The organism is Streptomyces sp. NPDC058685 (genome assembly GCF_042714725.1).
Taxonomy (GTDB): Bacteria; Actinomycetota; Actinomycetes; order Streptomycetales; family Streptomycetaceae; genus Streptomyces.
The window spans coordinates 4439-28243 of the sequence record NZ_JBHXSL010000034.1 but is presented as its reverse complement, the minus strand read 5'-3'; the positions used below and the strand labels follow the sequence as shown (position 1 = coordinate 28243).

General features: G+C 69.7%; 25 protein-coding genes. 11 read left to right on the top strand and 14 right to left on the bottom strand.

Translation table 11 applies throughout. From position 1 onward, the window contains the following. Both ACFWU3_RS24660 and ACFWU3_RS24655 read left to right on the top strand, forming a co-directional pair. Positions 1–2383 (top strand): Pls/PosA family non-ribosomal peptide synthetase (locus tag ACFWU3_RS24660; protein WP_384441509.1); only part of this gene is annotated, 2383 nt, incomplete at its 5' end. A 212-nt stretch (positions 2384–2595) separates the two neighbouring features. Next, entirely contained in the window at positions 2596–3384 is a 789-nt protein-coding gene (locus tag ACFWU3_RS24655; RefSeq protein ID WP_384441506.1) for a hypothetical protein, read from the top strand. 73 nt (positions 3385–3457) lie between these two features. Here ACFWU3_RS24655 and ACFWU3_RS24650 read toward each other — a convergent pair whose 3' ends face one another. The 3 genes from ACFWU3_RS24650 to ACFWU3_RS24640 all read right to left on the bottom strand — a co-directional run bounded on the left by ACFWU3_RS24650 (position 3458) and on the right by ACFWU3_RS24640 (position 5300). Next, complete coding sequence (locus tag ACFWU3_RS24650) at positions 3458–4111, bottom strand: class I SAM-dependent methyltransferase (protein ID WP_384441503.1); 654 nt, start codon at positions 4109–4111, stop codon at positions 3458–3460. A gap of 106 nt (positions 4112–4217) precedes the next feature. After that, the gene (locus ACFWU3_RS24645) at positions 4218–4580 is read right to left on the bottom strand and encodes a hypothetical protein (RefSeq protein WP_384441500.1); all 363 of its coding nucleotides are present in this window, start codon (positions 4578–4580) and stop codon (positions 4218–4220) included. Positions 4581–4658: 78 nt separating this feature from the next. Further along, positions 4659–5300 carry a TetR/AcrR family transcriptional regulator gene (locus ACFWU3_RS24640; protein WP_384441497.1) on the bottom strand — a complete coding sequence of 214 codons (642 nt, stop codon included), beginning with the start codon at positions 5298–5300 and terminating at the stop codon, positions 4659–4661. A gap of 67 nt (positions 5301–5367) precedes the next feature. Here ACFWU3_RS24640 and ACFWU3_RS24635 point away from each other — a divergent pair, with 67 nt between their 5' ends. Beyond that, complete coding sequence (locus ACFWU3_RS24635; RefSeq protein WP_384441494.1) at positions 5368–6999, top strand: FAD-binding oxidoreductase; 1632 nt, start codon at positions 5368–5370, stop codon at positions 6997–6999. A 159-nt stretch (positions 7000–7158) separates the two neighbouring features. Here ACFWU3_RS24635 and ACFWU3_RS24630 read toward each other — a convergent pair whose 3' ends face one another. Beyond that, positions 7159–8055: an RNA polymerase sigma-70 factor gene (locus ACFWU3_RS24630; RefSeq protein WP_384441491.1), complete on the bottom strand. Its 897-nt coding sequence runs from the start codon at positions 8053–8055 to the stop codon at positions 7159–7161. A 263-nt stretch (positions 8056–8318) separates the two neighbouring features. Further along, the gene (locus ACFWU3_RS24625; protein WP_384441488.1) at positions 8319–9506 is read right to left on the bottom strand and encodes an NAD(P)/FAD-dependent oxidoreductase; all 1188 of its coding nucleotides are present in this window, start codon (positions 9504–9506) and stop codon (positions 8319–8321) included. 271 nt (positions 9507–9777) lie between these two features. Here ACFWU3_RS24625 and ACFWU3_RS24620 point away from each other — a divergent pair, with 271 nt between their 5' ends. Together ACFWU3_RS24620 and ACFWU3_RS24615 are read left to right on the top strand one after the other, a co-directional pair. Then, entirely contained in the window at positions 9778–10404 is a 627-nt protein-coding gene (locus ACFWU3_RS24620) for an NADPH-dependent F420 reductase (RefSeq protein ID WP_384441486.1), read from the top strand. A gap of 199 nt (positions 10405–10603) precedes the next feature. Next, positions 10604–11182, top strand: a complete 579-nt coding sequence (locus ACFWU3_RS24615; RefSeq protein WP_384441483.1) for a hypothetical protein — start codon at positions 10604–10606, stop codon at positions 11180–11182. Positions 11183–11237: 55 nt separating this feature from the next. Here the strand turns inward: ACFWU3_RS24615 and ACFWU3_RS24610 are convergent, their stop codons facing one another. Together ACFWU3_RS24610 and ACFWU3_RS24605 are read right to left on the bottom strand one after the other, a co-directional pair. After that, on the bottom strand, positions 11238–11738 hold the full coding sequence (locus ACFWU3_RS24610; RefSeq protein WP_384441480.1) for a DinB family protein: 501 nt from the start codon (positions 11736–11738) through the stop codon (positions 11238–11240). A 35-nt stretch (positions 11739–11773) separates the two neighbouring features. Then, entirely contained in the window at positions 11774–12400 is a 627-nt protein-coding gene (locus tag ACFWU3_RS24605; RefSeq protein WP_384441477.1) for a class I SAM-dependent methyltransferase, read from the bottom strand. Positions 12401–12486: 86 nt separating this feature from the next. On the opposite strand from ACFWU3_RS24605, the gene ACFWU3_RS24600 reads away from it, so the two are divergent. Next, positions 12487–13092 (top strand): helix-turn-helix domain-containing protein, encoded by a 606-nt coding sequence (locus ACFWU3_RS24600; RefSeq protein ID WP_384441474.1) that lies wholly within the window; start codon positions 12487–12489, stop codon positions 13090–13092. A 123-nt stretch (positions 13093–13215) separates the two neighbouring features. Here ACFWU3_RS24600 and ACFWU3_RS24595 read toward each other — a convergent pair whose 3' ends face one another. Further along, positions 13216–14595, bottom strand: coding sequence for a DUF1996 domain-containing protein (locus ACFWU3_RS24595; protein ID WP_384441471.1), 1380 nt, complete (start codon positions 14593–14595; stop codon positions 13216–13218). A 281-nt stretch (positions 14596–14876) separates the two neighbouring features. Here ACFWU3_RS24595 and ACFWU3_RS24590 point away from each other — a divergent pair, with 281 nt between their 5' ends. Further along, positions 14877–15140 carry a GNAT family N-acetyltransferase gene (locus ACFWU3_RS24590; protein ID WP_384441468.1) on the top strand — a complete coding sequence of 88 codons (264 nt, stop codon included), beginning with the start codon at positions 14877–14879 and terminating at the stop codon, positions 15138–15140. A 279-nt stretch (positions 15141–15419) separates the two neighbouring features. Here the strand turns inward: ACFWU3_RS24590 and ACFWU3_RS24585 are convergent, their stop codons facing one another. The 4 genes from ACFWU3_RS24585 to ACFWU3_RS24570 form a co-directional block, all read right to left on the bottom strand. Then, complete coding sequence (locus ACFWU3_RS24585) at positions 15420–16187, bottom strand: GNAT family N-acetyltransferase (RefSeq protein WP_384441465.1); 768 nt, start codon at positions 16185–16187, stop codon at positions 15420–15422. Positions 16188–16564: 377 nt separating this feature from the next. Beyond that, a complete protein-coding gene (locus ACFWU3_RS24580; protein WP_384441462.1) occupies positions 16565–17791 on the bottom strand; it encodes an SUKH-4 family immunity protein in 1227 nt (408 codons plus the stop codon). A 96-nt stretch (positions 17792–17887) separates the two neighbouring features. After that, positions 17888–18265, bottom strand: a complete 378-nt coding sequence (locus tag ACFWU3_RS24575; RefSeq protein ID WP_384441459.1) for a hypothetical protein — start codon at positions 18263–18265, stop codon at positions 17888–17890. A 237-nt stretch (positions 18266–18502) separates the two neighbouring features. Next, positions 18503–19303, bottom strand: coding sequence for a protein phosphatase 2C domain-containing protein (locus ACFWU3_RS24570; RefSeq protein WP_384441637.1), 801 nt, complete (start codon positions 19301–19303; stop codon positions 18503–18505). Positions 19304–19501: 198 nt separating this feature from the next. On the opposite strand from ACFWU3_RS24570, the gene ACFWU3_RS24565 reads away from it, so the two are divergent. Then, positions 19502–19624, top strand: a complete 123-nt coding sequence (locus ACFWU3_RS24565) for a hypothetical protein (RefSeq protein ID WP_384441456.1) — start codon at positions 19502–19504, stop codon at positions 19622–19624. On the opposite strand, the gene ACFWU3_RS24560 is transcribed toward ACFWU3_RS24565, so the two are convergent. Next, positions 19612–20211 carry a hypothetical protein gene (locus tag ACFWU3_RS24560; protein ID WP_384441453.1) on the bottom strand — a complete coding sequence of 200 codons (600 nt, stop codon included), beginning with the start codon at positions 20209–20211 and terminating at the stop codon, positions 19612–19614. The genes ACFWU3_RS24565 and ACFWU3_RS24560 overlap by 13 nt on opposite strands. A gap of 301 nt (positions 20212–20512) precedes the next feature. Here ACFWU3_RS24560 and ACFWU3_RS24555 point away from each other — a divergent pair, with 301 nt between their 5' ends. Beyond that, positions 20513–20878 (top strand): iron chaperone, encoded by a 366-nt coding sequence (locus ACFWU3_RS24555; protein ID WP_384441450.1) that lies wholly within the window; start codon positions 20513–20515, stop codon positions 20876–20878. A gap of 180 nt (positions 20879–21058) precedes the next feature. On the opposite strand, the gene map is transcribed toward ACFWU3_RS24555, so the two are convergent. Next, entirely contained in the window at positions 21059–21826 is a 768-nt protein-coding gene (gene map / locus ACFWU3_RS24550; RefSeq protein ID WP_384441447.1) for a type I methionyl aminopeptidase, read from the bottom strand. Between the two features lie 466 nt (positions 21827–22292). Between map and ACFWU3_RS24545 the strand changes: the two genes are divergently transcribed. Both ACFWU3_RS24545 and ACFWU3_RS24540 read left to right on the top strand, forming a co-directional pair. After that, a complete protein-coding gene (locus tag ACFWU3_RS24545) occupies positions 22293–22988 on the top strand; it encodes a hypothetical protein (protein WP_384441444.1) in 696 nt (231 codons plus the stop codon). A 55-nt stretch (positions 22989–23043) separates the two neighbouring features. Continuing rightward, positions 23044–23661, top strand: a complete 618-nt coding sequence (locus ACFWU3_RS24540) for a class F sortase (RefSeq protein WP_384441442.1) — start codon at positions 23044–23046, stop codon at positions 23659–23661. Positions 23662–23805 lie beyond the last annotated feature (144 nt).

The window sequence follows — 23805 nt, the reverse complement described above, 5'->3', positions numbered from 1 at the left end:
TTCGATGAAGGACATCTACCGCACCCCCACGGTCACGGGCCTGGCCGCCGGGCTCGATGCGCCGGCGAGCGAACCGGCCCCGGTCGACGTCGCTGCGCAAGCCGGGGGAGTGATGGCCGCCGAACCCTCTCCGGCAATCACCGACGCGCCGGACGCCGTCATGTCATCGAGAGTCCGTACGGGGCAGTACATCCTGTGCGGGACATTGCAACTCCTCTTCTTCCTCGGAGTGTCCTTCCTCGCCGCCCTCGTCGCGGTGCGGGGTTACGAGTGGATCCAGGACGGCTCCGGGGTGCTAGCCCTCTACCTGCGGGCGACGCTGTTCGTCACCGCGGCCTTTGTGGGCGCCTGTGCCCTCTCCGTGGTCGGCAAGTGGCTGCTCGTCGGCCGCTTTCGGCCCCGCCGGATTCCGGTCTGGAGCCTTGGTTATGTGCGCTTCTGGTGTGTGAAAACGCTGATCCGCACCAGTCCGATGCGCCTGTTCGTCGGGACACCCCTGTACGTGCTGTACCTCAGGGCCATGGGGGCGAAGATCGGCCGCAACGTCGCGATCTTCTCGCGCAACGTGCCCGTGTGCACCGACATGCTCACGGTCGGGGAAGGCACCGTCATCCGGAAGGACGTGTTCTTCTCCGGCTACCGGGCGCACGACGGGGTGATCGAGACGGGTCCTGTCACGCTCGGACGGAACGTGACGGTGAGTGAGCAGACCGTTCTCGACATCGACACCGCGATGGGCGACAGTGCTCAACTGGGCCATGTCTCCTCGCTCCACAGCGGCCAGAGCGTACCCGCGGGGGAGGCGTGGCACGGTTCCCCCGCCGAACCCACCACCACCGACTTCCGCGCTGTCGAGCCCGCTCCGTGCGGCGGACTGCGCAAGACCCTCTACACCGCGGCCCAACTCCTGCTGCTGCTGGGCGTCTATCTACCGCTCTCGCTGGGCGGTCTGAGCCTCGTGTTCTCCGCACTGCCGCAGCTGGACGCGCTGCTGAACCCCGAACCGGCCTTCACGAGCCCCGGGTTCTACATCGACGCACTGCTCGCGTCCCTGGTGGCCTTCTTCGGTGGCCTGCTGGCGGGCCTCGTAGCCGTGAACGCGGTGCCGCGGACGCTGCGCCCGGTGATCAAGCCGGGCAGGATCTACCCCCTGTACGGCTTCCACCACGGTCTCCAGCGAGCCATGACGAGGTTGACCAACATCAGGTTCTTCGTCCTGCTGTTCGGAGACAGCTCCGCCATCGTCCACTACCTGCGCTGCCTGGGGTACGACCTGTGCCGGGTCGAGCAGACCGGCTCGAACTTCGGCTCCCTGGTCAAGCACGACAGCCCTTACATGAGTCAGGTCGGCAGCGGGACGATGGTCGCCGACGGCCTGTCGGTCATCAACGCCGACTTCTCCAGCACGTCCTTCCGCTTCTCCCCGACATCGATCGGCGCGAGCAGCTTCCTCGGCAACAACGTCGCCTATCCCTCACGCGGCCGCGCCGGCGACAACTGCCTGCTCGCGACCAAGGTGATGGTGCCGATCGACGGGCCGGTCCGTGAGGGCGTGGGGCTGCTGGGCTCGCCCAGCTTCGAGATCCCGCGCACGGTGATGCGCGACAACCGGTTCAACGATCTGGAGACGGGCGACGAACTGCGACGCCGTCTCTCGGCCAAGAACAGGCACAACGCACTCACCGCGAGCCTGTACCTGCTGATGCGATGGTTCCACTTCTACGTGGTCGCCCTCATCGCGATGGCCGCCGTCGACCTGTACCACGTCCACGGCGCGGCGCCGATCGCCGCCGCAAGCCTGCTCACCCTGGTGTTCACCGTCCTGTTCTACTCGCTGGTGGAACGGACCGTCACCCGCGTGCGCCCGCTGAAACCGCTGTACTGCTCGATCTACGATCTGTCCTTCTGGCGCCACGAACGCTTCTGGAAGCTGACCACTCACCGGTACATGCAGCTCTTCAACGGCACGCCGTTCAAGAACATCGTCTGGCGGCTGCTCGGCGTCCGGATCGGCCGCCAGGTCTTCGACGACGGCTGCTCACTGATCGAACGAGCCCTCGTCACCATCGGCGACCGGTGCACCCTCAACGCCGGAACCGTCATCCAATGCCACTCCCAGGAGGACGGCGCCTTCAAATCGGACCACGCGACACTCGGCGCCGGAGTGACCCTCGGTGTCGGTGCTTTCGTCCACTACGGCACCACCGTGGGCGACAGGGCCCACCTGGCGGCCGACTCCTTCCTGATGAAGGGCGAGGAAGTGCCTCCTGATGAGAGGTGGGGTGGCAACCCGGCACGGGAGGGAGTCGCCGACATGACCGGGCGGTCCGAAGGCGAAAGGGCATCGGTGCCACAGACGGCGAGGCGGGAGCTGTCCGTCTGACCCGGCTCCGCTCCCGTCTCGCAGCGCCGCGCAGAGGCCGCGCATGCGGCACGGAGAGTAATGGCCGTTCTGGGTCAGCCGTTGCGAGATGCCCGATTGTGCCCCCATATGGTGAGTGCGCCGTCACCGAGAGTCATGTGATGTTCGGGTGCGTCGCTTCGGCCGGGCACCCGCGTACGCACGGTGCCCTTCGCTACGTGGAAGGAATGAGTGTGAGCACTCGCTTTGGCATGACCCGGGGGAAGGCGCTCATCATTGCGGCAGCGGCCGCGATCGTCGCCTCGACACTCTCCGCATCGATGTCGACCGCCGCTGACGGAAACGACGGGAACGAAGCGCGCCCGGACCACTGGGGCGTGATCACCCGTAACACGATCGGCTCTCCCGTCGCCGATCTGCGGAACGGCCCGTACGGCTCGTTCGGCGTGACGGGCACCGCCGCCAGGCCGCCCTACGGCCGGGGCAGCCTCGGTATCGCCGTGGCGGACGGATCCACCTCGCTGAGCCCCTCCAGCGAGAAGGTCGACTTCGGCAATGAGGTCGACTTCTTCGGCGACCCGGTGCAGGGCCTCCGGAGGGTCGGGTTCCACGTCTTCCAGACCGGGGAGAACATCACGTACGGCGGCACCGAGAACCTGCCGAACATCCGGTTCGAGATCGATCCGAACCTGACCGCGCTCCCGAGCGACAACTACTCCACGCTCGTGTGGGTGCCGGATGCCTCCCCCGTGACGAACGGCTGGAGTCCCTTCCTCGATGCCACCTCGACCGGATACTGGTACCTCACGGGCAACGAGACGGCCTGCAACCCTGCTGCCGAATGCACGTTGGAGGAAGTGAAGACCTCGCTCAACGACGGTGGCGTCGGAGCGACCATCCACACGGCCGCGGTGGGCAAGGGCCGCGACAACATGTGGATCGGGGCCGTCGACGGCCTCCGCATCAACCAGACGGTCTATGACTTCGAGGCCAGCGGAGTCAGGGAGCGTCGGGCCGGCTGACGCGAACTGCCGAGCCCTGGACCGGCCGGTGATCGGTTGGTCCAGGGCGCGGATGCCTTGCCGTCCGCGAGCGTCAACGCCTGGCGATCAGGGCGTAGCGTTCGTCGGTAACCGGGCCGCCCCACAGGTCGGCCTTGCCGCTGGGGTCTTCGACGCGCAGGCCGGTGACGAAGGGACTGACGGTGGCAGCGAGGTCGCGGGCGCTGATGCCGCGATGCCACGGCAGGGTTTCGGCGCCGGCCACGTACGGAACTCCGCTCTGTCCGGCTTCTCGCCAACGTCCCTCGATCAGAACGAGAGTGCCGCCGGGCCGGAGCAGGGCAACCCAGTCGCGCAAGGCGGCCGGCGGGTCGGGCAGGGTCCACACCAGATGCCGGGCGAGCACGACGTCGAAGGTCTCGTCGCCGGTGGGCGGAGCGGCGGCATCGCCCACCAGGAAGTGGCCCTCCAGACCTGCGGCGAGGAGCTTGGCCCGGGCCTGTTCGGCCATGCGCGGTGCGAGGTCGACGCCGGTGACCCGGTGTCCGGCTTCGGCCAGCAGCAGCGACAGCGACCCGGTGCCGCAGCCCACGTCCAGTACGTCCGCCGGGCCGGTCGGCAGCCAGGAGGCAAGGCACGTCGACCACGCCTCGCGGGTCTTCTCCTGGCGCAGGCCGTGGTCCGGCTCGTCGTCGAACGCGGGGGCGGCGGTATCCCAATAGGCCCTGATGGCGGCAGAGTTGGTCATGGAACCGAATCTTTCATCCGGCACTGACACATGAGTCCTGCCCGATGTCCGGTGGGAATGAGCGGCTGTCTCCGCCGGCCTCCGGGTCGTGCTCGGTCCGGCTCTCCTACCGCCTGGCGCCGCGGGTGCGCAGGGCGAGCGCACCCGCCACGGCGAGGGCGCCCACGCCGACCGCGGTGAGCGTGCCGGGCGAGGCGAACGGACGATATGAGCCGGCGGCCATCAGGGACCACCGCGTCTGGACGGACAGCGCGCTCCCGACGCTCTGCAGAGAACCGAACGACAGCACCGACATGCCGGACCCGATCGAGCCGATCGACAGCGAGGAGCCGATGGACCCGATGGACAGCGCGCTGCCGACCGAGCCGATGGACAGCACGGAGCCGACGGAGCCGATCGAAAGGAAGGAGTCCTGCGACCACAGGGAGAAGGTGGAACCTCGCGCTGCACGGGACGGAAGACGCGTCATACGGTCATTGTGTCGTGAGACGGCGCGGCTCGCGCTGCATCGCGCACAGATGGCCGAAGAACCGCAGCGGTGGCGTCGTCAAGATCGCTCGGGGCTCGATCGGTCGTGAGGGAACAGGGCCGCCAGGACCCGCTGGAATCGTGCGGTCATCTCGTCGGCGGTCTGCTCGGGATGGTGGCGCCACCATCCGACCGCAGAGCTCACCGTGCCGTACCAGAGGTGCGTGACGAGGTCGGCATCGAGCGGCTCGGTGGCCGGTGAGGCGCTGAGCACTTCCGCCACGCCGACGGCTCCCATGCGATTGAACGCGCGCCGGTACTCGGTCGCCCGGGCATGGAGGTCGCTGTTGGCGGCCACGGTGGAGTCGTAGACGAGTTCCCAGTCGTGCAGACGGGACTCGAGCGCCCGGAACACGGCCTCCATGGTGCGCGCGGCTCGTGCGATGTCCGGTGACCCGTCCTGCGCCGATTCGATCGCCGCGGCGAGGCGGGTGCCCGCGCGGTCCAGGCAAGCGAGATAGAGACCGTCCTTGGACCCGAAGTACTCGTAGATCATGGGCTTCGTGATCCCCGCCCGCAGCGCGATGTCCGCCGTCGACCCGCGCGCATAGCCCTTGGTGCCGAACTCCTCCGCCGCCGCGTCCAGGATCAGCTGCTCCCGGTCCCTGCGGGGCATGCCCTTGGTGCCCACACCGCGCTGGATCTTGTCCTGCTTGCTCATGGCGGCATCCTATGCCAATCTGACCGCTCGGTAACTTACCCATCATTCAGATCGGTGGTGTCGGGCGATGCAGGGCAGGACGCGTTCGTGGTGGGGATGGGGCAATGTCGAGGACGCGGTGGTCGGCCCGGAGCGTGACGCGCTCACCCGAAGGGTTGCGGATCTGCTGCCGGGAGCGGACCTGACGGAGCACGCGGCGCCGCCGATCGAGTCGTTCGGCGTGGGCGCGAGCCGAGTCCGGCCGCCGCAGGCTCTGGCGTCGATCGTCTCCGAGGGTGTACGCGACCGGTTGGCACACAGCCATGGTCAGGCATTCCGCGACGTGGCCCGGGCGCTGCTGGGGAAGCTGCCGCATGTGCCGGACCTCGTCGTACGCCCCACCTCGGAGGACGAGGTCGTCCAGGTGCTCGACTGGTGCAGCGACGCCGGCATCGCCGTCGTCCCCTTCGGCGGCGGATCCTCGGTCGTGGGAGGTGTCGAGCCGCGCGTCGGCGGCGACTACACGGGAGCGGTCAGCCTGGACCTCACCAGGATGAACCGCGTCCTCGAAGTCGACCGGACCAGCAGGGCCGCGCTCGTCCAGGCCGGCGTCCTCGGCCCGGACCTCGAGGACCAACTGAGGCCGCACGGCTACACGCTCCGGTTCTTCCCCCAGTCCTTCGAGTTCTCCACCCTCGGCGGCTGGCTGGCCACTCGCGCCGGGGGCCACTTCGCGACGGCCCTCACGCACATCGACGACCTCACCGAGTCCCTCCGGGTCGTCACCCCCGCGGGTGTCGTCGAATCCCGCCGCCTTCCCGCCTCGGGTGCGGGTCCTTCCCCCGACCGGATGTTCCTCGGCTCCGAGGGGTCCCTCGGCGTCATCACCCAGGCATGGGTCCGCCTCCAGGACCGCCCCCGGTGGAGGGCAGGCGCATCGGTCGGCTTCAGGGACCACGACGCCGGTGTGAGCGCCGTGCGCGCGCTGTCCCAGTCCGGCCTGCATCCGTCCAACTGCCGCCTCCTGGACCCCGTGGAGGCATTCATCAACGCCGGCACCCCGACGGCTGTCCTGGTGCTCGGCTTCGAATCCGCGGATCATCCCGTCACCCCCTGGATGGAACGCGCCCTGGAACTCTGCCGCGATCACGGTGGCACCCTGCCCGAGCCCGCCCGCTACACCGACAACGCCCACCGGTCCGCGCACAGCGGAGCGGCCGACACGTGGCGGTCCTCGTTCCTGCGGATGCCGTATCAGCGTGACGCCCTCGCCGCGCAGAGCATGATCGTGGAGACCTTCGAGACCGCCTGCACCTGGGACCGGTTCGACAGCCTGCGCGCGGCCGTCGACGACGCGGCCCGGGACGCCATGCGCAAGGTCGGCGCCACCGGTGTGGTGACATGCCGGTTCACGCACGTCTACCCCGACGGCCCCGCACCGTACTTCGGGATCTACGCCACCGGAGAGTGGGGCAGGACGGTGGAACAGTGGGACGAGATCAAGGCAGCGGTCTCCGAGGCACTGATCACCTCCGGAGGCACCATCACGCATCACCACGCGGTGGGCCGCGACCACCGGCCGTGGTACGACCGGCAACGTCCCGACCTGTTCGCCGCCGCCCTGCGGGCCGGCAAGGCGACGCTCGACCCGGCGGGCATCCTCAACCCGGGGGCTGTGATCGATCCTTTGCGGCGGCCGCAGGACCGGCCGCCGGTGTGACAGCAGGCAGATCCTGGCGACAGCGACAGCGACAGCGACAGCGACAGCGACAGCGACAGAGACGGCCACAGCCACAGCCACAGCGCCGGCGTGCACGGGGGTGCGCCTCTCCTGGAGGTGCGCCCCGGGGCGACCACGGTCATCCGGGCCGGGGGACGGTCACCGCGAGGCGACGGAGGTTTCGGACTCGACGCGGCTCAGTTTCTCCGGATTGCGGACGTAGTAGAGGCCGGTGACGCGAGCGTTCTCCACGCGGAACGCGAGCACCCCGTCGATCACGCCGTCGAGGCGCAGGACGAGTCCGGGGTTGCCGTTGACCGTGGTGGACTCACCGGTGAGGACGCCGCCCGCCTTGTCGACACTGCCGGCCATGTAGCGGATCACCTTGTCGGGGCCGACGACCGGCCGCAGGGCTGCCAGCCTCAGGCCACCGCCGTCGCTGACGAAGACGACGTCCGGCGCGAGCACGTCGAGCAGTCCCTGAAGGTCTCCGGTCACGAGCGCGGACTGGAACGATTCCAACGCCGCCCGGGCTTCCTCCGGGGAAGCCGGTGTCCGCGGCCGGCGCGCGTCGACGTGCCGGCGGGCGCGGTGCGCGATCTGGCGTGCGGCGGCGGTGCTCTTGTCGATCGCGGCCGCGATCTCGTCGTAGCCGAAGTCGAAGACCTCGCGCAGCACGAAGACGGCGCGTTCGGTCGGCGAGAGGGTCTCGAGGATGAACATGAGCGCCAGTGACAGGTTCTCGGCCAGTTCGACGTCCTCGGCCACGTCCGGCGCGGTGAGCAGGGGCTCGGGCAGCCAGGGGCCGACGTAGGCCTCTCTGCGCCGCTTGAGGGTGCGCAGCCGGTTGAGTGCCTGCCGGGTCGTGATCCGTACCAGGAAGGCGCGCTGGTCCCGCACCTGCGCCTGGTCGACCTCGACCCACCGCAGCCAGGCTTCCTGGAGGACGTCCTCGGCGTCGGCCGCCGATCCGAGCATCTCGTAGGCGACGGTGAACAGGAGGTCTCGGTGGGCGACGAAGGCCTCCGTCGCGGGGTCGGCGGTGTGGTCGTTCATGACGTGCGCTTCACTCTCCGAGGGTCGGCCCCGCGTGCCGGAAGCAGGCCGTGGAGAACAGCCTGTCCGAAGGCGGGGTCGTCGGCAGCACCCTCCCCACTGAACAGGCTACGTGGGGTGGGTGGGCCGGTGGGCGGGACGCCTCGGCCACGTCGTACGAGGCCGCGGTGTTCGTGCTTGTCACGCCGTCCGGCTCCTCCTTCGGCAAGGACGGGGCGGTCCGGCCGAAGGAGGCGACGTGGCGGATGGGCTGCGTGCCGGGGTCAGGTGCTGGACGGCGTGGTGCGCTGTTCCGGCCGAGGCGTATCCCGGTGGTCGGCCCCGCCACCCCGGGGTGCGCGGGAACCGGCCCTGCGCGCACCGGAGACCAATGTGTTGAGGGTGAACCGGCAGGCGATCTCCTTGACCCCGGCACCGGGCCGCCCGCTGATGTGGAGCGCGTTCACCCTGTCGTTCGGATAGGAGAACTGGGTGACGCCCTCGTTCCGGCCGAGACTGAGGCACTGCCCCGCGAAGAACATCCGGACGGGAGCGGGCGTTCTCCCCGCAATCCGGCGCAGGATCGTGGCGGCCGCGGCCGGGCCCAGCTGCACGGCTGCCTGGCAGCTCATCCGGAACGGCCGGTCCGTCATACCCGCCGCATCCCCGGTGGCGACGATGCGCACGTCGTCCACGCTGGTCAGCGTCGTGTCGGTGACGAGACGGCCCTCGGTGTCGGTGCGCAGCCCGCTGCGCGCGGCCAGGTCCGGGACGCGGAATCCCGCGGTCCAGATCGTCACCGCGCTGGGCAGCTCGCGACCGTCGTGGAGCCGGACGCCGTCTCGGGTCACTTCCCGCACCCGCGCACGGGGGCCTTCGACGACGGTCACACCCAGCCTGGTGAGCCGACGGGCGACCGGGCGGCGGACCCGGGCATGCAGAGAGGGGCCGAGCACGTCGCCGCAGACCAGGGTGACCCTGCGGCCCGCTTCCGCCAGCTCGGCGGCGGTCTCCAGGCCGGTCGGGCCGGACCCGACCACGGTCACCGGATCCGACGCGGGCGTCGCGGCCAGCGCCGACCGCAGCCGGTCCGCCCCTTCGAGGTCCGACACCCGATGAGCGAACTCCCCCGCTCCGGGCACGCCGGGGTCGAAGGCGCCGCTGCCCACCGCGTAGACGAGGTAGTCGTAGGAGAGCGTCCCACCGCCCGCCAGCGACACGGTGCGCTCGGCAGCGTCGATCCGGGTCGCGGAGTCGACCACCACGTGGACGTTGCCGCCCAGAACCTCATCGAAGCCCACGACCGCGTCGTCGGAGCCGGCCACGCGCTGGTGCAGGCGGATCCGCTCGACGAAGTCGGGACGCGGATTGACCAGCGTCACCGACACACCATCGTGCCGGGACAGGCTGTTGGCCGCCGTCACGCCTCCGTACCCGCCGCCGACCACGACCACCTCGACGTTCCCGTTCATCGTGTCTCCCTTGTCTTGTGGACTCGGCATGGAGACACCGGCCGCGTATCCGGTGTGACAACCCTCGGATGAGACGTGGCGCACAGGGACGGCGGCGGAAGCACCGCCCTCTCGGCCGGGAGCGTCGGCGACCGACGACAACGCAGCGAGCGTGTGTGCCAGGGCGCGCGAACCCGGCAGGATCCAAACGAAAGGCCCTAGGTCCTTGGTGCCGGTGCACCTGGGCCTCCAGCCCGATTTGCCGCACCGCGACACCCGTTAGCGTCCCACCATGCGCTTAGGACTACTTGGCACCGGCAACGTCGCCCGAGCACTGGCCCACGGCTGGACGGCCGCAGGGCACGACGTGCTCCTCGGCTCACGTCGGCCCGGAGAACGGACCGACCTCGGGCTCCCCGTAGCGGGCCTGAAGGAGACAGCCGCCCACGCGGAGGTACTCGTCAACGCCACTCCGGGCACCGTCTCCGTGGAACTGCTGCACTCCATCGGGGCACCGGCGCTGGCCGGCACCCTGCTGATCGATGTCGGAGTCGGCCTCTCCGACGACTTCACCGAACTCTCGCACCCCAACAGCAGCCTGGCGGAACAGATTCAGGCAGCCTTCCCCCTGACCCCCGTCGTGAAGACGCTGTGCACCATGGACTCCACCGTCATGACCGCCCCGGGGGCGCTGGACGGTCCGAGCACCGTCTTCCTCTCCGGTGACGACGCCGAAGCCAAACGCACCACCGGGCGGCTGCTCACCGACCTCGGCTGGCCCCCGTCGTCCCACCTGGACATCGGCGGCATCACCACCGCACGCGGACAGGAGCACTTCGCCCTGCTCTTCATGGGCATCGCGGGCGGTCTGGGTTCGCACACGTTCAACATCAGCGTGGTCTCCCGCCCTCCCGCGTAGAGCGTGCACCGTGGTTCACGGTCCGGGATGCGATGTCATGACAGTCCGATGGAACGGCCGGGCCGTCAGCGGAGGTGTCATCCGTACATCCGTACAGGGGAGTGGCCTGCCCGGTTCTGCGTGCGACCGTTGGTCGCCGGAGCGAAACTGGCAACAGGCCGTCGGGTGATGATCTCCGGCCGGACAGAGGGAGAGTGTGATGGGGTGGATCACTGAGGAGTTCGGGGATTCCCACGAGGGCATCACCGGGGCGGTCCTTGCGGACGGCCATGAACCCAAGCCCGTCTACCTGGACTTCGGCAGCGGCAGCGGTTCCGTGCACGAGACCAGCGAGTGGTGGGCCTACAACGGGGAACCGAACAGGCCGAGGGCGGCAGCCGTGCGAGCCGCGTGCGCGTGCGGCTGGCGCGGCCCCGACTACCCCATCGCCTGGGACGAGTTGCCGGACGGCGGCCTGAACGATGTGGACACGTCGGGTCCGTACCGTGACTGGAGCGGTCACATCGCCACCGTCGACCGCCGTACGGTGCCGCTGCCCGCCGAGGTCGCCGAGGCGATCGAACGGCTGGACGAACAGCTCACCACCCTCGCCGAACAGGCACCGGTGGCCGCGCTGAGGGCAGCGGCCGCTCTGGAGCGCATCACTGCCGCGGTCGGTCTGGAGGCCGCCCACGCGGTCCAGGCCGACGAGTTGTCCTTCGACACGATCGCCACCGCGCTCGGGATCAGCCCGACGGCCGCCCGCTCCCGCCTGACTCGCTATCTCCTCACGCAATAGACCCGGCCCCGGTTCGCCGACCCGCGGGCCGCGATGAGCCCCCGAAGCGCTCGCGTCAGCGTCCCGTCGAGCCGTCGATCAGTTCCCGCAGGATGTCCGCGTGGCCGGCGTGGCGGCCGGTCTCCTCGATCATGTGGGTGAGTGCCCAGCGGACGCTGGGGGCGGGGCCGTTCGGCCGTGGGCGGGGAACCGGTGTGCCGAGGTCGGTGCACCCGTCGAGCACGTCGTTCGCGCGCTCGACCGTCTCCCGGTAGCGGGCGACGACATCGGCCACGCCGTCCTCAGGCGCGGCCCGGAACGTCCCCGGCCAGTCGGTGACGTCGTCTCCGAGGAACGTCGCGCGCTCGACGAATGTCAGGTGATGGAGCAGGCCGAGCAGGTTCGTGCCCGACGGCACTCCGGCTGTTCGGACCTGTGGTTCCGGCGCACCCTCGACCTTCGCGGCGATCGAGGCCCGCAGGTAGTCGAGGAAGCCGCGCAGGGTTTCGAACTCGGTGCTGCCGGTCCGGGGTGGCGGGGTGTCGCCGCGTCGGTTGCGGCGGGAGGCGGTGGGCATGACGGTCACCTTCGGATGGCTGGGGAATGCGCCGGTCAGGCAATGCGGCGGACGAGCAGGACGTGGTCGGTGACCTCGGCGGTCTGCCCACTCGGTCCGGTCGCGATCCGGCGCGGTGTGTCGGCCCGTTCGACCGTCCACGCCTCCGGGGCCAAGTCCATCCCCGCGGCGACCTCCTGCGGAGTCGGGTACCGGACATCGGGATCCTGGTTCCACGACCACGGCGCGGCCGAGCCGTGATCGACGACCAGCAGGTGCCCGCCCACGCGCAGCGCGTGCGCGGCTGTGCGCAGGACGGTCGCCCTGTCCAGGGCGAAGGGGGTTTGCAGGTAGTGGGCGCAGACCAGGTCGTACGCGCCCTGGGGGAACGAGCCCTGGAGGTCGTGCCGCTCGGCGACGACCCGTCCGCCCAGACCGCGTGACCGGGCACGACCGGCGAGGCGCTCGACCGCCACGGCCGCGATGTCGACGGCGGTGACGTGCCACCCCTGGCGGGCGAGCCACAGTGCGTCGCCGCCGTCCCCGCATCCGAGGTCCAGCGCGTCGCCGGGCGTCAGGCCCGTGACCGTCTCGGTGAGTCGGGCGTTCGGCCGCGGGTCGGTGGCTGCCGGCCGGCCGGCGTACACGTCTTCCCAGAACGTGCCTGCATCGGTGGTGCTCATCGGGACTCCCTGTGTCGGATGCCGTCAGTCTTGGCCGCCGACCCGTGACCTCGCACGAAATCTTGCGGTTCCGGCAAGATGGCCGTGTGGACCATGGAACAGAAGAGGTGCTCGACGCCGTGGGACCGCGGCTGCGTGCGCTGCGTCGCGACCGCGGCCTCACCCTCGCCGACCTTGCCGCGACGACCGGAGTGTCGGAGAGCACCCTGTCCCGGCTGGAGAGCGGGCAGCGGCGGGCGACTCTGGAGCTGCTGCTGCCGCTGGCCCGTACCTACGACGTTCCGCTGGACGACCTCGTCGGTGCGCCGCGTACGGGTGATCCGCGGATCCATCTGAAGCCGATCGAGCGGTTCGGGATGATCTTCGTGCCGCTGTCGAGGCGGCCGGGCGGAGTGCACGCGTTCAAGATGATCATCCCCGCCCGCCAGAAGCCCCTCGAACCGACCCCGCGGACGCACGAGGGCTTCGAATGGCTGTATGTGCTCAACGGCCGCCTGCGGCTGGTGCTCGGCGAACGCGACCTGACGTTGCCCCCGGGTGAGGCGGCCGAGTTCGACACATCCATGCCGCACTGGCTGGGCAGTGCCGACGGCGGGGCGGTCGAGCTCCTCATCCTGTTCGGTCTGCAAGGCGTACGGGCGCATGTGCGCGCCGGCAACCATCCGTCGGCTCACGGCGGGAGCGAGCACTGAGCTCGGCGAGATGACGGCCGGCGCCACCTCGACGGAAGGAACGGGATCTGTGTGGTGCCGGGGGAGCGGAGCGCGCGTCACGACCACCGGTGGTCGTGACGCGCGAGATGTCCGACGGACTGATCAGCCGCAGCGGCGGCCGGTGTTGATGCAGGCCACGGCCTTCCTCATCAACGGATCGGACATGGCGTTGATGAAGTCGCCGTGGTCGGTGATCGGCTTGTGGAACGACTCGGGGAAGCTGTCGACAGCGAAGCGGGTGCTGCCGGCGAGACCGTTGTAGGTGACGCGCTGAACGAGCTGGGGGATCGCGCGGAAGCCCTTCGGGCAGGTGCCCCGGGCGTCGGCGAAAGCGACATGGGACCGGTGGTTGGCGCTGTCGGTGTTCGCACCGTCCCAGCAGCTCTGGAACTTCGAGATCCGTACGACCTTGCTGCCGCGCGGGCAGATCGGGTACTTGTCCTTCAGCTCGACCCGGGACTCGAATCCGGTGCAGCTCCAGCGGGCGTTGGCGTTGGCTCCGCCGTTGGCATTGGCCTTGGCGTCTCCGGTGATGATGCGAAGGAACCGGGGCATGGCCGTGACCTTGGTGCGGGGGCTTCCGACGAACTGGAGGCTGACGGACGCCGGTGTCAGGATCTCTCCGACGTTGCCCTCGGCTCCACCGCCGGGCCGGTCCGCGTCGGACTGCTCGACGCCGTCGCGGTCCCGCAGGACGGGCCAGTAGTACGTCGACCGGTCTCCGTTGGTACAGGTGGTCCCGCCGGCAGCCAGGGACTCGTTCGTCGTGAAGGCGTCGACCCCGAGCGCACCCACGTAGTCATGGGTGTGATGAGCGCCGTTGCCGACGCCCGGAGCCACGATGACGTTGTCCGAGTTGAACCGCCCCTTCTCGTTCACCCCGCACCGTGACACGAAGCTTCCCGTCGAGGCATTGCGCCCCTTGCCGACCCGTTGGACGTTGGGCGCGACACTCGTGATGTCGACGAAGTCCTCCTCCGCGGGGCCGTTGTCGTCCGGTAGCGCGCCGCCGCCCGTGTTCCCGTCCTCCTGCCCACTGCCGCCCGTGTTCCCGCCGTCCGCCGTGACGCGGTTCGCATCCTGAGCGCCGGCCGTGCAGAGTGCCAGGCTCTGCAGTCCACGGGGACGTTCGGAGCCTGCCCGCTCGATGGCGATCTCGATGCGCTCCAGGGCGGCCGCGCGTTCTGCTCCCAGGGGCTGGAGGACGATGCGCACCATCTCGTCCCGGCCGCTCTCGGCCTCGGACATCTTTGCGTTGGCCCGCTCGGTCTGCTGCTTCAACAGGGCCAGTTCGCGGTCCACTTCGCCGCGCGCACGGCCGGGTATCTGCGGGAGCCGTTCGGCAACTGACGGGCAGGCGACGGCTTCCGACCGGCTGGTGGCTGTCCCGGCGTTGGCGATGGCGTTCACCGCCACCAGCCCTCCGCCGCCCAGCAACAGCCCGGCGACCGCCAACAGGGCGTTGCGTCGGCTGCGTTTCACTTTGTGTCGCTGATGCATGATGGTCCTCACCTCTCGGGCGGTGCAGGTAGCGCCGCGCGTTCTCGGCCGTCCCCAGGGCGCCCCGACCTGAGTCTGCGACGGGCTCCCGACCGCGGCTCACACTGGCAGAGCAGACGCCCCATCAACACCGCTGACAAACTGACGTCACAGAGTGGTAAGGACATGAGCGGCACGGAAGGGCACGGGTGTGAGTGGGCCGAGCCGTGCGCCCGACACCCCGCCGTCGGCACTCGTGTCTGTCGGATCGTGCGGGATGCGTCATGGTCCGGCTCGCCGACGGCAGGCAGTGGCTGGAGCACTTCTACCCGGCTCCGCGCCATCAGGGCCGAGGCGTCGGATCCGCTGTCCTGCGCAGCGTGCCGGCGCGGATCGACGCGCAGGGCACGACCCTGGTTCTGAACGTCCTGCACGGCAGCGCCGCGCGTCGACTCCACGAGCGCCACGGATTCGTGGCGGAATCCTGGGACCCGATTGACGTCTTCATGGTGCGCCCCCCTGGGGCGGGCTCGCCTGCGCGGGCCTGACCCGCGACATCGCGACCGGGTCGGCCGCCCGTGCGATCGCCGTCTCGACCGCCGCGATCCGGTCCGCCGGCCGGCCGAGGGCGGCCGCTGCCCGGCCGACGCCTCGTCGCCCGAGCTGTCGAGCGCCAGGGTCCGGATATACGTCGTGGCGATCGTCGCACAGCGGTCCGCCTGGACCCCGGTGAGGCCGTCGCGCAGTCGGGCGCCGGTTGCTGCGAACCACGCAGAACAGGACACGCGTGCGGGCGACCGGGGCCGCCCGCACGCGTGCTACCGCCGCTACTGCTGCCGTTCCGCCGGCAACGAGAGGTAGAGCCGGGTGCCTTGCGGCCGGAAGCCGACGCGCTCGTAGACACGGCGGGAGCCGTCGCCGGAGTACTCCAGCCAGACCGATCCGGCTCCCTGTGCGAACATCGCCCCCGCCAGCGCGGCGGTCACGGCCGAGGCGACGCCACGGCCGCGGTAACCGGGCCGGGTGCCGACGCCGGCCAGTTCGGCGGTGTGCTCGGCCGGCGGGGAACAGGATGCCCCGCCGAGGCAGCCGTCCTGCGGTGTACGGACGAAACGGACCGCACCGCCGCTCTGCTGGGTACGCCGCAGTCGGTCCGCCCCCTGCGGGGAGGGGGCGAAGACATGTCCGAACGCCTCGGCAAGCGCGGCATCGAGCTCGCTGTACTCCTCGTCGGTGGTCGGGGTCTCCACGAGCGGGTAGTCGGCGGAGCGCGGGGTCATCAGCGTCTGCGGTGTGCACAGGAGGTACTCGTGCACCGCCTCGGTGTCGAAGCCCGCCGCCCGCAGGGCCGGTGCCACACGGGGAGCTGCCTGCGGCGCGAACTCCAACCGGGGCAGCAGACCGCGCTCCCGGAAGGCTCCGATCAGCGAGGCGACGTCACGCTCGGTCGGCTCGGTGCCGGGCAGTGGGGTCGCGTAGTTGAGGTAGGGGCTGTCGGTGTCGGGATGGAAGCCCGCGACGAAGCCTCCGGTCTCGACGACCACGGGGCGGCGGCGGAGGTTGGCTACGGCAAAGCTCTGGACCTGGTTGTCCATGGTGGGTGTTGACCTCACGATGTCTCAAGGGGAGCCCGGCGCACTCGGGTGAGTGCGAAGGGCAGCGGAGAGCGGCGGTGCATGAGGCACCGCGTCGTGGGGCCGCCGCGGAGTGAGCGTGGCACGCTGAGACTGCTGGAGAGCAGATGCTCAGTGCCGACGGCGGCCGCTGGTGGACGCCGCAATCATGGGCTTCGTTCCTTACCGTGAAGGTGTCTGCGAAGGCGCAGAGCACCGACTACTTTTCCAGGACCGTGCGGAGGGGGCAAGCGATTTTCCGCAGCCGGTGGGGGCCGTGGTGCGCCTGAACCGTCGTGTCGCGCACGAGGCTTTCCGGTCGGTGCCGCCGACCGGCAGCGAGGTGCGCGCCACCGGGCTCAGAGCACGCCCCCCGCCTCGTCGTGGAACACCTCCGGCCAGTAGCGGTAGTCGTCCTCGTCTGTCGCGGGAAGGCAGGCGACCGGGTCCACCGACGAGAGGACCTCGGTCATGGTCTCGGCCAGCTGGTGGTAGAAGTCGTGGGTGAAGTGGTGCTCCTCGTCGAGTTGTCCCTCCCGGCTGTGCATCCACACGGTGAACGCCAGCGTCGATATGTCGGCGTTGACCGGGACCACGCGGTCGGCGTCGTACTCCGCGTAGTGCAGAGCGCCGGTGCGCCCGTCGATCAGGACGGTGAAGTCGTGCATCAGGCCACCGAGGACGACCATGTGCTCCGCGTCGGGCGGGAGTTCGTCGGTGCCGTTCCACAGATGGCGATGGGCAGGGTTGTGCTGGGAGGAAGCACGGTCCTCCGGCAGCGTCGGCAGGCGCGTGTCATCGCCGTCCATACCGAACATGATCCCGTCGCGTGGCAGGCCCACTTCGGTGAGGAAGCGTCGGGTGGGCTCGTGCACGAGCGCCGCCGGCAGCGCCGACGGCTCGATGCGCACCATCTCGGCCGGGCCGAACTCGTCGTCCAACAACCCCGCGGGCAGGTCCAGTCGAAGGCCGTCGCCCCGTCCGGCGACCAGAGCCAGCGGTCGGATGACAGCAGCGATCCGCCAGAACGCGGGAAGGGGATGCTCCCACTCCGAGGGCGGGTGCACATTGCCCCACCCCTCGTGGCCCCAGTTCTCGTCGGTGAAGGCCGACATCAGCAGTCGTGATGCCTCCGCCACCGCTTCGGTTCCGGTCCGGCCCGCCAGCGCGGCGAACCTGCCCCTCATCGACCGGAAGTCGTCCACGTGATCGAGAAACCGTGCCAGCGCGTCGAGGGAAGGGGCGAGAGGGGTCACGTCGATCAGGCCGGGCGAGTCCTCGAAGAGGTACATGCTGAAGACCCGGCCGGTGGCACCGTCGAGGACGACCTCCTGAGCGTCGTACTCCTCACTCCGGAGGTGTCCGATCAGCAGCAGCTCCGCGACGTACGGATCGAGCTTCGCCGGGTCCGCTCCCTCGGCGAGCAGATCCGGCACGGACACCACCCGGGACTCGGCCAGTGGTGCGAAGCGGATCAGGCTGTGCTTCGCCGGCAGTCCGGCCCCGGTGAGGCGGCGGCGGGTCGCCTCGTGCGTGATGGACGCGGGAAGCGCGTGCGCGGGCACGACGAAGTCGGTCGTGGACATGGATCCCCCGTGGTGGTGACGTGTGAACTCTCGACGATCACCACGATAGGAACCACCACTGACAACGGGACGGGGGTGGGCTGACCGCGACGGAGCTCAGTTCTTCGTCTGGAGCGTTCTGCCCTGCGCGAGTTGGATCCGGCGCGCGCGGACGTGGTCGCGCACGGTGGAGTAGGAGGCGCAGGTGAATCCGTGCTCCGTCTTCAGCCGTTCGAGAATCACCTTGATGGTGTACCGGTCCTCCGGAGGGCGGGTCTGCTCTTCGAGCAGCATCAGCTCGATCGGTGTCTTCACCGGGTCCAGCACGCTGCGCGGCCGTTCCTTCACGCGCCCCGGTCGGGGCAACGACAGGGCGGCGGCCACGGTGGCCTGTGACACCCGGTTCCGGGCGGCGAGTACATGGACGGGTAATTCGGGGTGGTTCCGGCGGTCCTGGCGGATCCGGTCGAGGATCCATTCTCGTGACCTGTACACGGTGACTCCGGAGAGATGTCGGCGCGGGTGCCGCGCGGGAAGGTCGGCTCACGTGGGGTGGGCAGGCCTGAGCGACACGGTCCCGTCCACCGCCCTTGTCCGGAGCTTGCCAGAACACCCGGTCGGTGGTGGTGACATGGGAACATCGGCCGGCCGTCCCCTCCCACGCCATCCGGTGCTCGCGCTCGAGGAGACTGACCGGCCGACGGGGGGAGTGGCCCCGGACCTGGGACTGCTTCAGGCGTCTTCGAGCCTGCGACCGGACTCGCCGAGCTCCGTGCAATAGGCGATCGACGCATCGTCCGCAGCCACCGAGTGGCGCGCCTCCGCCTGCCGGACGCGACGGATGATGTCGGCGGGTCCGCCAGCAGCCAACGCGTCCATCACTTCCGGCCAGTCGGCGAGCCGGAACCGGTCCACGATGCGGCCGGCCCCATTGCTGAGCAGGACGGCACCCGTCAGCTCAGAGGTCGGACAGCTTCCGGTGATCGCCTGCTCGGCCGCTCGCGGGTCGTCTTTCGCCACCCAGAAACCGCCCGGCTGATTCCGACGGGAGCGCAGGTCCCGGAGGAGTCGTTGGTACTCGTCGCCGTCCGTGGCGGCTTCGAGTGCGGGCTCGTACGACCGACTGATGAGCACCTCCCGGGGATCGGTGACGACCAGCGGCTCACCGTCGGCCCGGTCGAGCACGAGGAGCGAATCACCGAGCACGAGATATTCGACGCTGCCGCCGGACACGCGCAGGACGGCGACGGTCGCCGACGGGCTGATGGGATCGGTGACGTCACAGGTGTCCCGGTGATCGTCCGTCACCTGCTCGATGGCCTCGGCGAGCAATGCGGAAAGACTGCGGTCGAGCGCGTGTGACAGGAGGCCGAGGAGGCTGCCTCCCAGGCGGCAGGCGTACCAGGCCACGCCGTGTCGGCAGACGGACTCGCTGCCGGGGATGCCGGCGCCGTCGATGAGCACTGCGGCGGTCGGTACGGCGCCGGTGAAGTCCTCGTTCGTCCGGCCGTGCCGCGCCGCATCACTCGCCATGGTCACGCGCATGCGCCGCTGCCCTCCCGTCGGACCGAGAGTCGACCCTACATTCTGCCGAAGGGCCCGGTCGTCGTCGCCGGATCGGGCCGCGCGGTCCGGAGAGCGGTGGCGCGTCACGGCTGCCGGCCGTGGGCCCCGGCGACTGCGGCCCCCCGGACGGCGATGAGGCCGAAACCCGTTCACCAGGAGGACTACGTGACCCAGTCCCTGAAGTCCCGCCCCGACTCGCTCGACGCGGCTGGGATCCCGTACATCGACGCCAACGACGCGTCCAGCCGCCCGCGTGCCATACCCAGGGTCTTGCGTCAGCGGGACTGAAGGGCGTCCAGGCCTACAGCCTGGGCCATGGCGAGTCGGCGGTCGACGTCGGGGGACGGTATGTCCAGCACGTACCTGTCCCGGAGCCCGAACTTCTTGTTCACCGACATGATGTCCCGGTCGCCGGCCGTGAAGTCGAAGTGGTACGGCCAGGCGAAGGGCAGCCAGTCGGTGAAAGGGATGACGTTCCAGACCCGCCGCAGGACGGCGATGAATCCGTTCCGTTCCTTCCCGGCCGATTCGGCCGCGCCCGGCTGCTCCAGATGCCAGGTCGAGCGAAGCAGGGAAGCGGCGAAGTTCTTGCGGAAATGGCCGATCACGTTGTCCGACGCGTCCGTCACGTCGTACGTGGCTCCCACGTCGAGGACCTGACGGGCCTTGAAGGCGAACAGGACCTGCCGTTTGGAGTCATCCGTGTAGAACGTGACCCGCTCCCTGAACGCCAGCCTTTTCTGCTCGGCGAAGGCCACGACCTCACCCTCCGATCCATCCGGTTCGGCCACCGTCACCACGTACCGGTTGCCCATCAGGGTCAGCTTCTGCCGGACGAGGAAACGCTGCCGCGCCTGGAGGTCCGGGATGTTCATGAGTTCGCTCCTGTTCGCTGCCTGCCGGGACGTCGTCATCCTCGCCGCAGCGGCGCGGCCGCGGCGTCCCCTGAAAGTCCCTGCGCGGACCGACGAACGGAGGACGGGGAGGAGGTCTTTCGGCGGCTGTGGCGGCCGCTCCCGGTTCACGAACCTTGCTGTCATGCCGGGGGAACGGCGGTCGGGCCGGCGAAGGAGCCGGAAGTGAGGACCTCCTCCAGGTCTGCGCAGGGCGATCAACCGAGCGGCCCGGCACGCGACGGTGCCCCGATCACCGTCGCGTGCCGAGTAAGGTCGGAGCATGGTGCAGAGCCAGGCTGACGATGTGGACGGCTATCTCGCCGAGGTCCCGGAGGAACGCAGGGAAGCCTTGACCCGGCTTCGTGAGCTGTGTCGTGGAGAGCTCGGGGGGTTCACGGAGGCCATGGCCTACGGGATGCCTGTCTATGAGCGGGACGGCAAAGGGGAGGTCGCCTTTGCGAGCCAGAAGCAGTACATCTCTGTCTACGTGCTGCGAGAGGATGTCCGCGAGGCCTTTGCCGAACGCCTGGCGGGCCACGACATGGGCAAAGGCTGCCTGCGTTTCCGCAAGCCGGAGAAGATCGACTTCGACCTCCTGCGGGACCTGCTGAAGGCTACGGCGAAGGGTCCGGGCGCGGCCTGCTGAAGGCTACAGCGAGGGGGCCCGGATGCGGGCTGCTGACCGCCGTCGAGGTCTCGTGCCGATCTGGCGGGTGCACAAGCTCGGCGCGGTCAATCCCCCTGTGCCCGCCGGCCGTTCGCCCCGTCCTCGGGGCGTCTCGTGCGTGGCCGCGCCGTCTGGCCGCCGGATCGAGCGGTCCCGAGGTCAGGGCAGGGTGAGGATGCGCGGGCCGTCCTCGGTGATGGCGATGGTGTGTTCGCAGTGGGCGGCCCGGCTGCCGTCGATCGTGCGCAGGGTCCATCCGTCGCGGTCCGTGTAGTACTCGTTGCGTCCACCGGCCATGAGCATGGGCTCGATGGCGAGGGTGAGGCCGTGGCGCAGGGGGAAGCCGCGGCGGGGCCGTCCGTGGTTGGGGACGTGGGGGTCTTCGTGCATCTGGCGGCCGATGCCGTGGCCGCCGAAGTCGGACGGCATGCCGCAGTCGGCCTTGCGGGCGACCGTGCTGATGGCATGGGAGATGTCTCCGATCCGGTGGCCGACGGTGGCGGCGGCGATGCCGGCGTCCAGGGCCTGCTGGGTGGCTGCGATGAGTTCGAGGTCGGCCGGGTGGGGGGTGCCGACGGTGAAGCTGATCGCGGCGTCCCCGGTCCAGCCGTCGAGTTCGGCTCCGCAGTCGAGGCTGACCAGGTCGCCGTCCCGTAGGCGGTAGTCGTCGGGGATGCCGTGTGAGACGGCGTCGTTGACGGACGCGCAGAGTACGGCGGGGAAGGGAACGGGGGCGAAGGAGGGCTGGTAGCCCAAGAACGGCGACCGTGCTCCGGCCTTGGTCAGCACGGCGCGGGCGGCTTCGTCGAGCTCCCGCAGGCGAGTTCCCACGGCTGCCGCCGCTCGGGCGCTCTCCAGTGCGTGGGCGACAACACGTCCGGCCTCACGCATCGACTCCAGTGCCGTGTCGGTTTTGATCTCCACCATGTGTGACTCCCTGCCAGGCGCGCGTCCCAATACTTATACCGGTATTAGTATCACGGGGGTGGGTGTGGGAGTTCTCCTGAGTGCGGAGACGGCGGGATCCTGTGGGCGGCTCGCGTGGTCGCCGAGTGGCCGAGAAGCATCATCAAGACCGGCCGAGCCCCGACTTCGACCGTACTGGTCGCGGAGGCCCTGGTGTACGCACTGTGCCTGCCGGCCGGCGACCCGGTCGCCGTCGTGTCGCCCGACCGGAGACGCGCCGACTGCCCGACAGGGGCGACGCCCTCGATGGAGCGCGGCAGCACCGGCCTGACCTGGGGTCGCGCACGCGTCATTCGGCACCGCTATCGGCCAGTCGGGTAATTGCAAGAGCTTTGTGGTGTTTTGGCGCCGTCTTCCGAAGGTTCATGGCATCTCATGGGCGACGGCTGATCTGTATGACAATCATCCCGGCTCGAAGGAGTTCAGCATGCAGCCTTTCGCTTCCCTCCGCCTCGGCGGCGTTCGTGCGGGCACCACGGTGGCAGCCACGGTCGCCATCGCTGGAGTCACTCTGATCGGCGCACCCGCCGCCCACGCTCTTCCCGGAGACAGCGGTGACCTCAGCGTCTCCTCGGCCGGCTGGCATTCGCGTGGTCAAGACGGAGTCGAGGTCTGTGCGTTCAACCTCGTCGCCACCAACTTCGAGTCGTACCCCTCCGTGCCGTGGACGATCACCGCGCAGCCCCCGACGACTCCCCCGGGCGACACCCTGGCCAGCACGCTGCCGCTCGTCAACGGGGCGGCGCGCAGTGACAGATACCTCCTCCCGGAGGGCACGTACCAGTTGGTGTGGACCGTCCCGGCGGGCCCGAAGCAGCGGTCCTTCAAGGTCGAATGCCAGCGCTCCGAGAACAACCGACCGGCTGAGATCGGCCCGGGCGCGAACGGATCGAACCGTGAGGACGGCGAGAGCGGGGAGAGCGGAGAGAAGGGCGGCGAGTACCGCAAGCCCTCCGGCGCTGTTCCGGCCGGTGGCGGTGGCGTCCCGGACATGGAGAACCTCGGCACCGAGGACGAGTCGAGCATCGCCACGCCCGCCGCCCTGACCGTCGGCGCGGCCGGAGTCGCGGCGCTGGTCCTGGTTGGCCGATCCGCACGGCGTCGTGCCCGCAACGAGGCATAGGGCCCACAGCCGACGGCCGCGACGCCAGGGACCGAGTCGCGCATGCCGTCTCACGATGACCTTGTCCGTGACCTCTGCGCTGCTGACCGGCATCGTATGGGCTTCCTCGGACTCGTCCGACGATTCCTCGGTCACCGCCGTCCGCGCCGATGACGCCGCGGGCGGTGGTGACCCGCCGTCCCAACAGCCCTCCGAGGAACCTCTGGTGGGCTCACGGCCGGTGAAGGTCACCATCCCCACCATCTTCATCGAGGCCCCGATCACCGGTCTGGGCCTCGACAAGAAGGGCCGGCTCGGCGCCCCGCCGCTGAACAAGCCCATGCAGGTGGGCTGGTACCGCAACGGTCCCTCGCCCGGTGACCCGGGTACGTCCCTGCTCGTCGGGCACCGTGACACCCGCACGGGACCGGCGATCTTCCTCAACCTCAACGTGCTGCGCAAAGGCGCCAAGGTGAAGGTCAACCGGGCCGACCGGCGCGTCGCGGTCTTCACCGTCGACGAGGTGAAGACGTACACGAAGGAGAAGTTCCCGGACGAGAAGGTGTACGGGTCCACGGCTCGTCCGGAGCTCAGGCTCATGACGTGCGGTGGACGCTTCAACGCGAAGAACGGCTACTCGGCCAACGTCGTCGTCTTCGCACACCTGACCTCGATGAAGAAGGTCGGGGTCTAGTGCCGCTCCCGGTAAGCATGTGCTCCGTCGCGCGAACACTGCCGGTCGAGCACTGGTGCCGGGCGGAAGCGGGCGGGGGCGCGGGAGGTTGGCGGGGAACCCGCCCCCGGGCGCCCGGGACCCACAATCACCCCAGACCGAGCC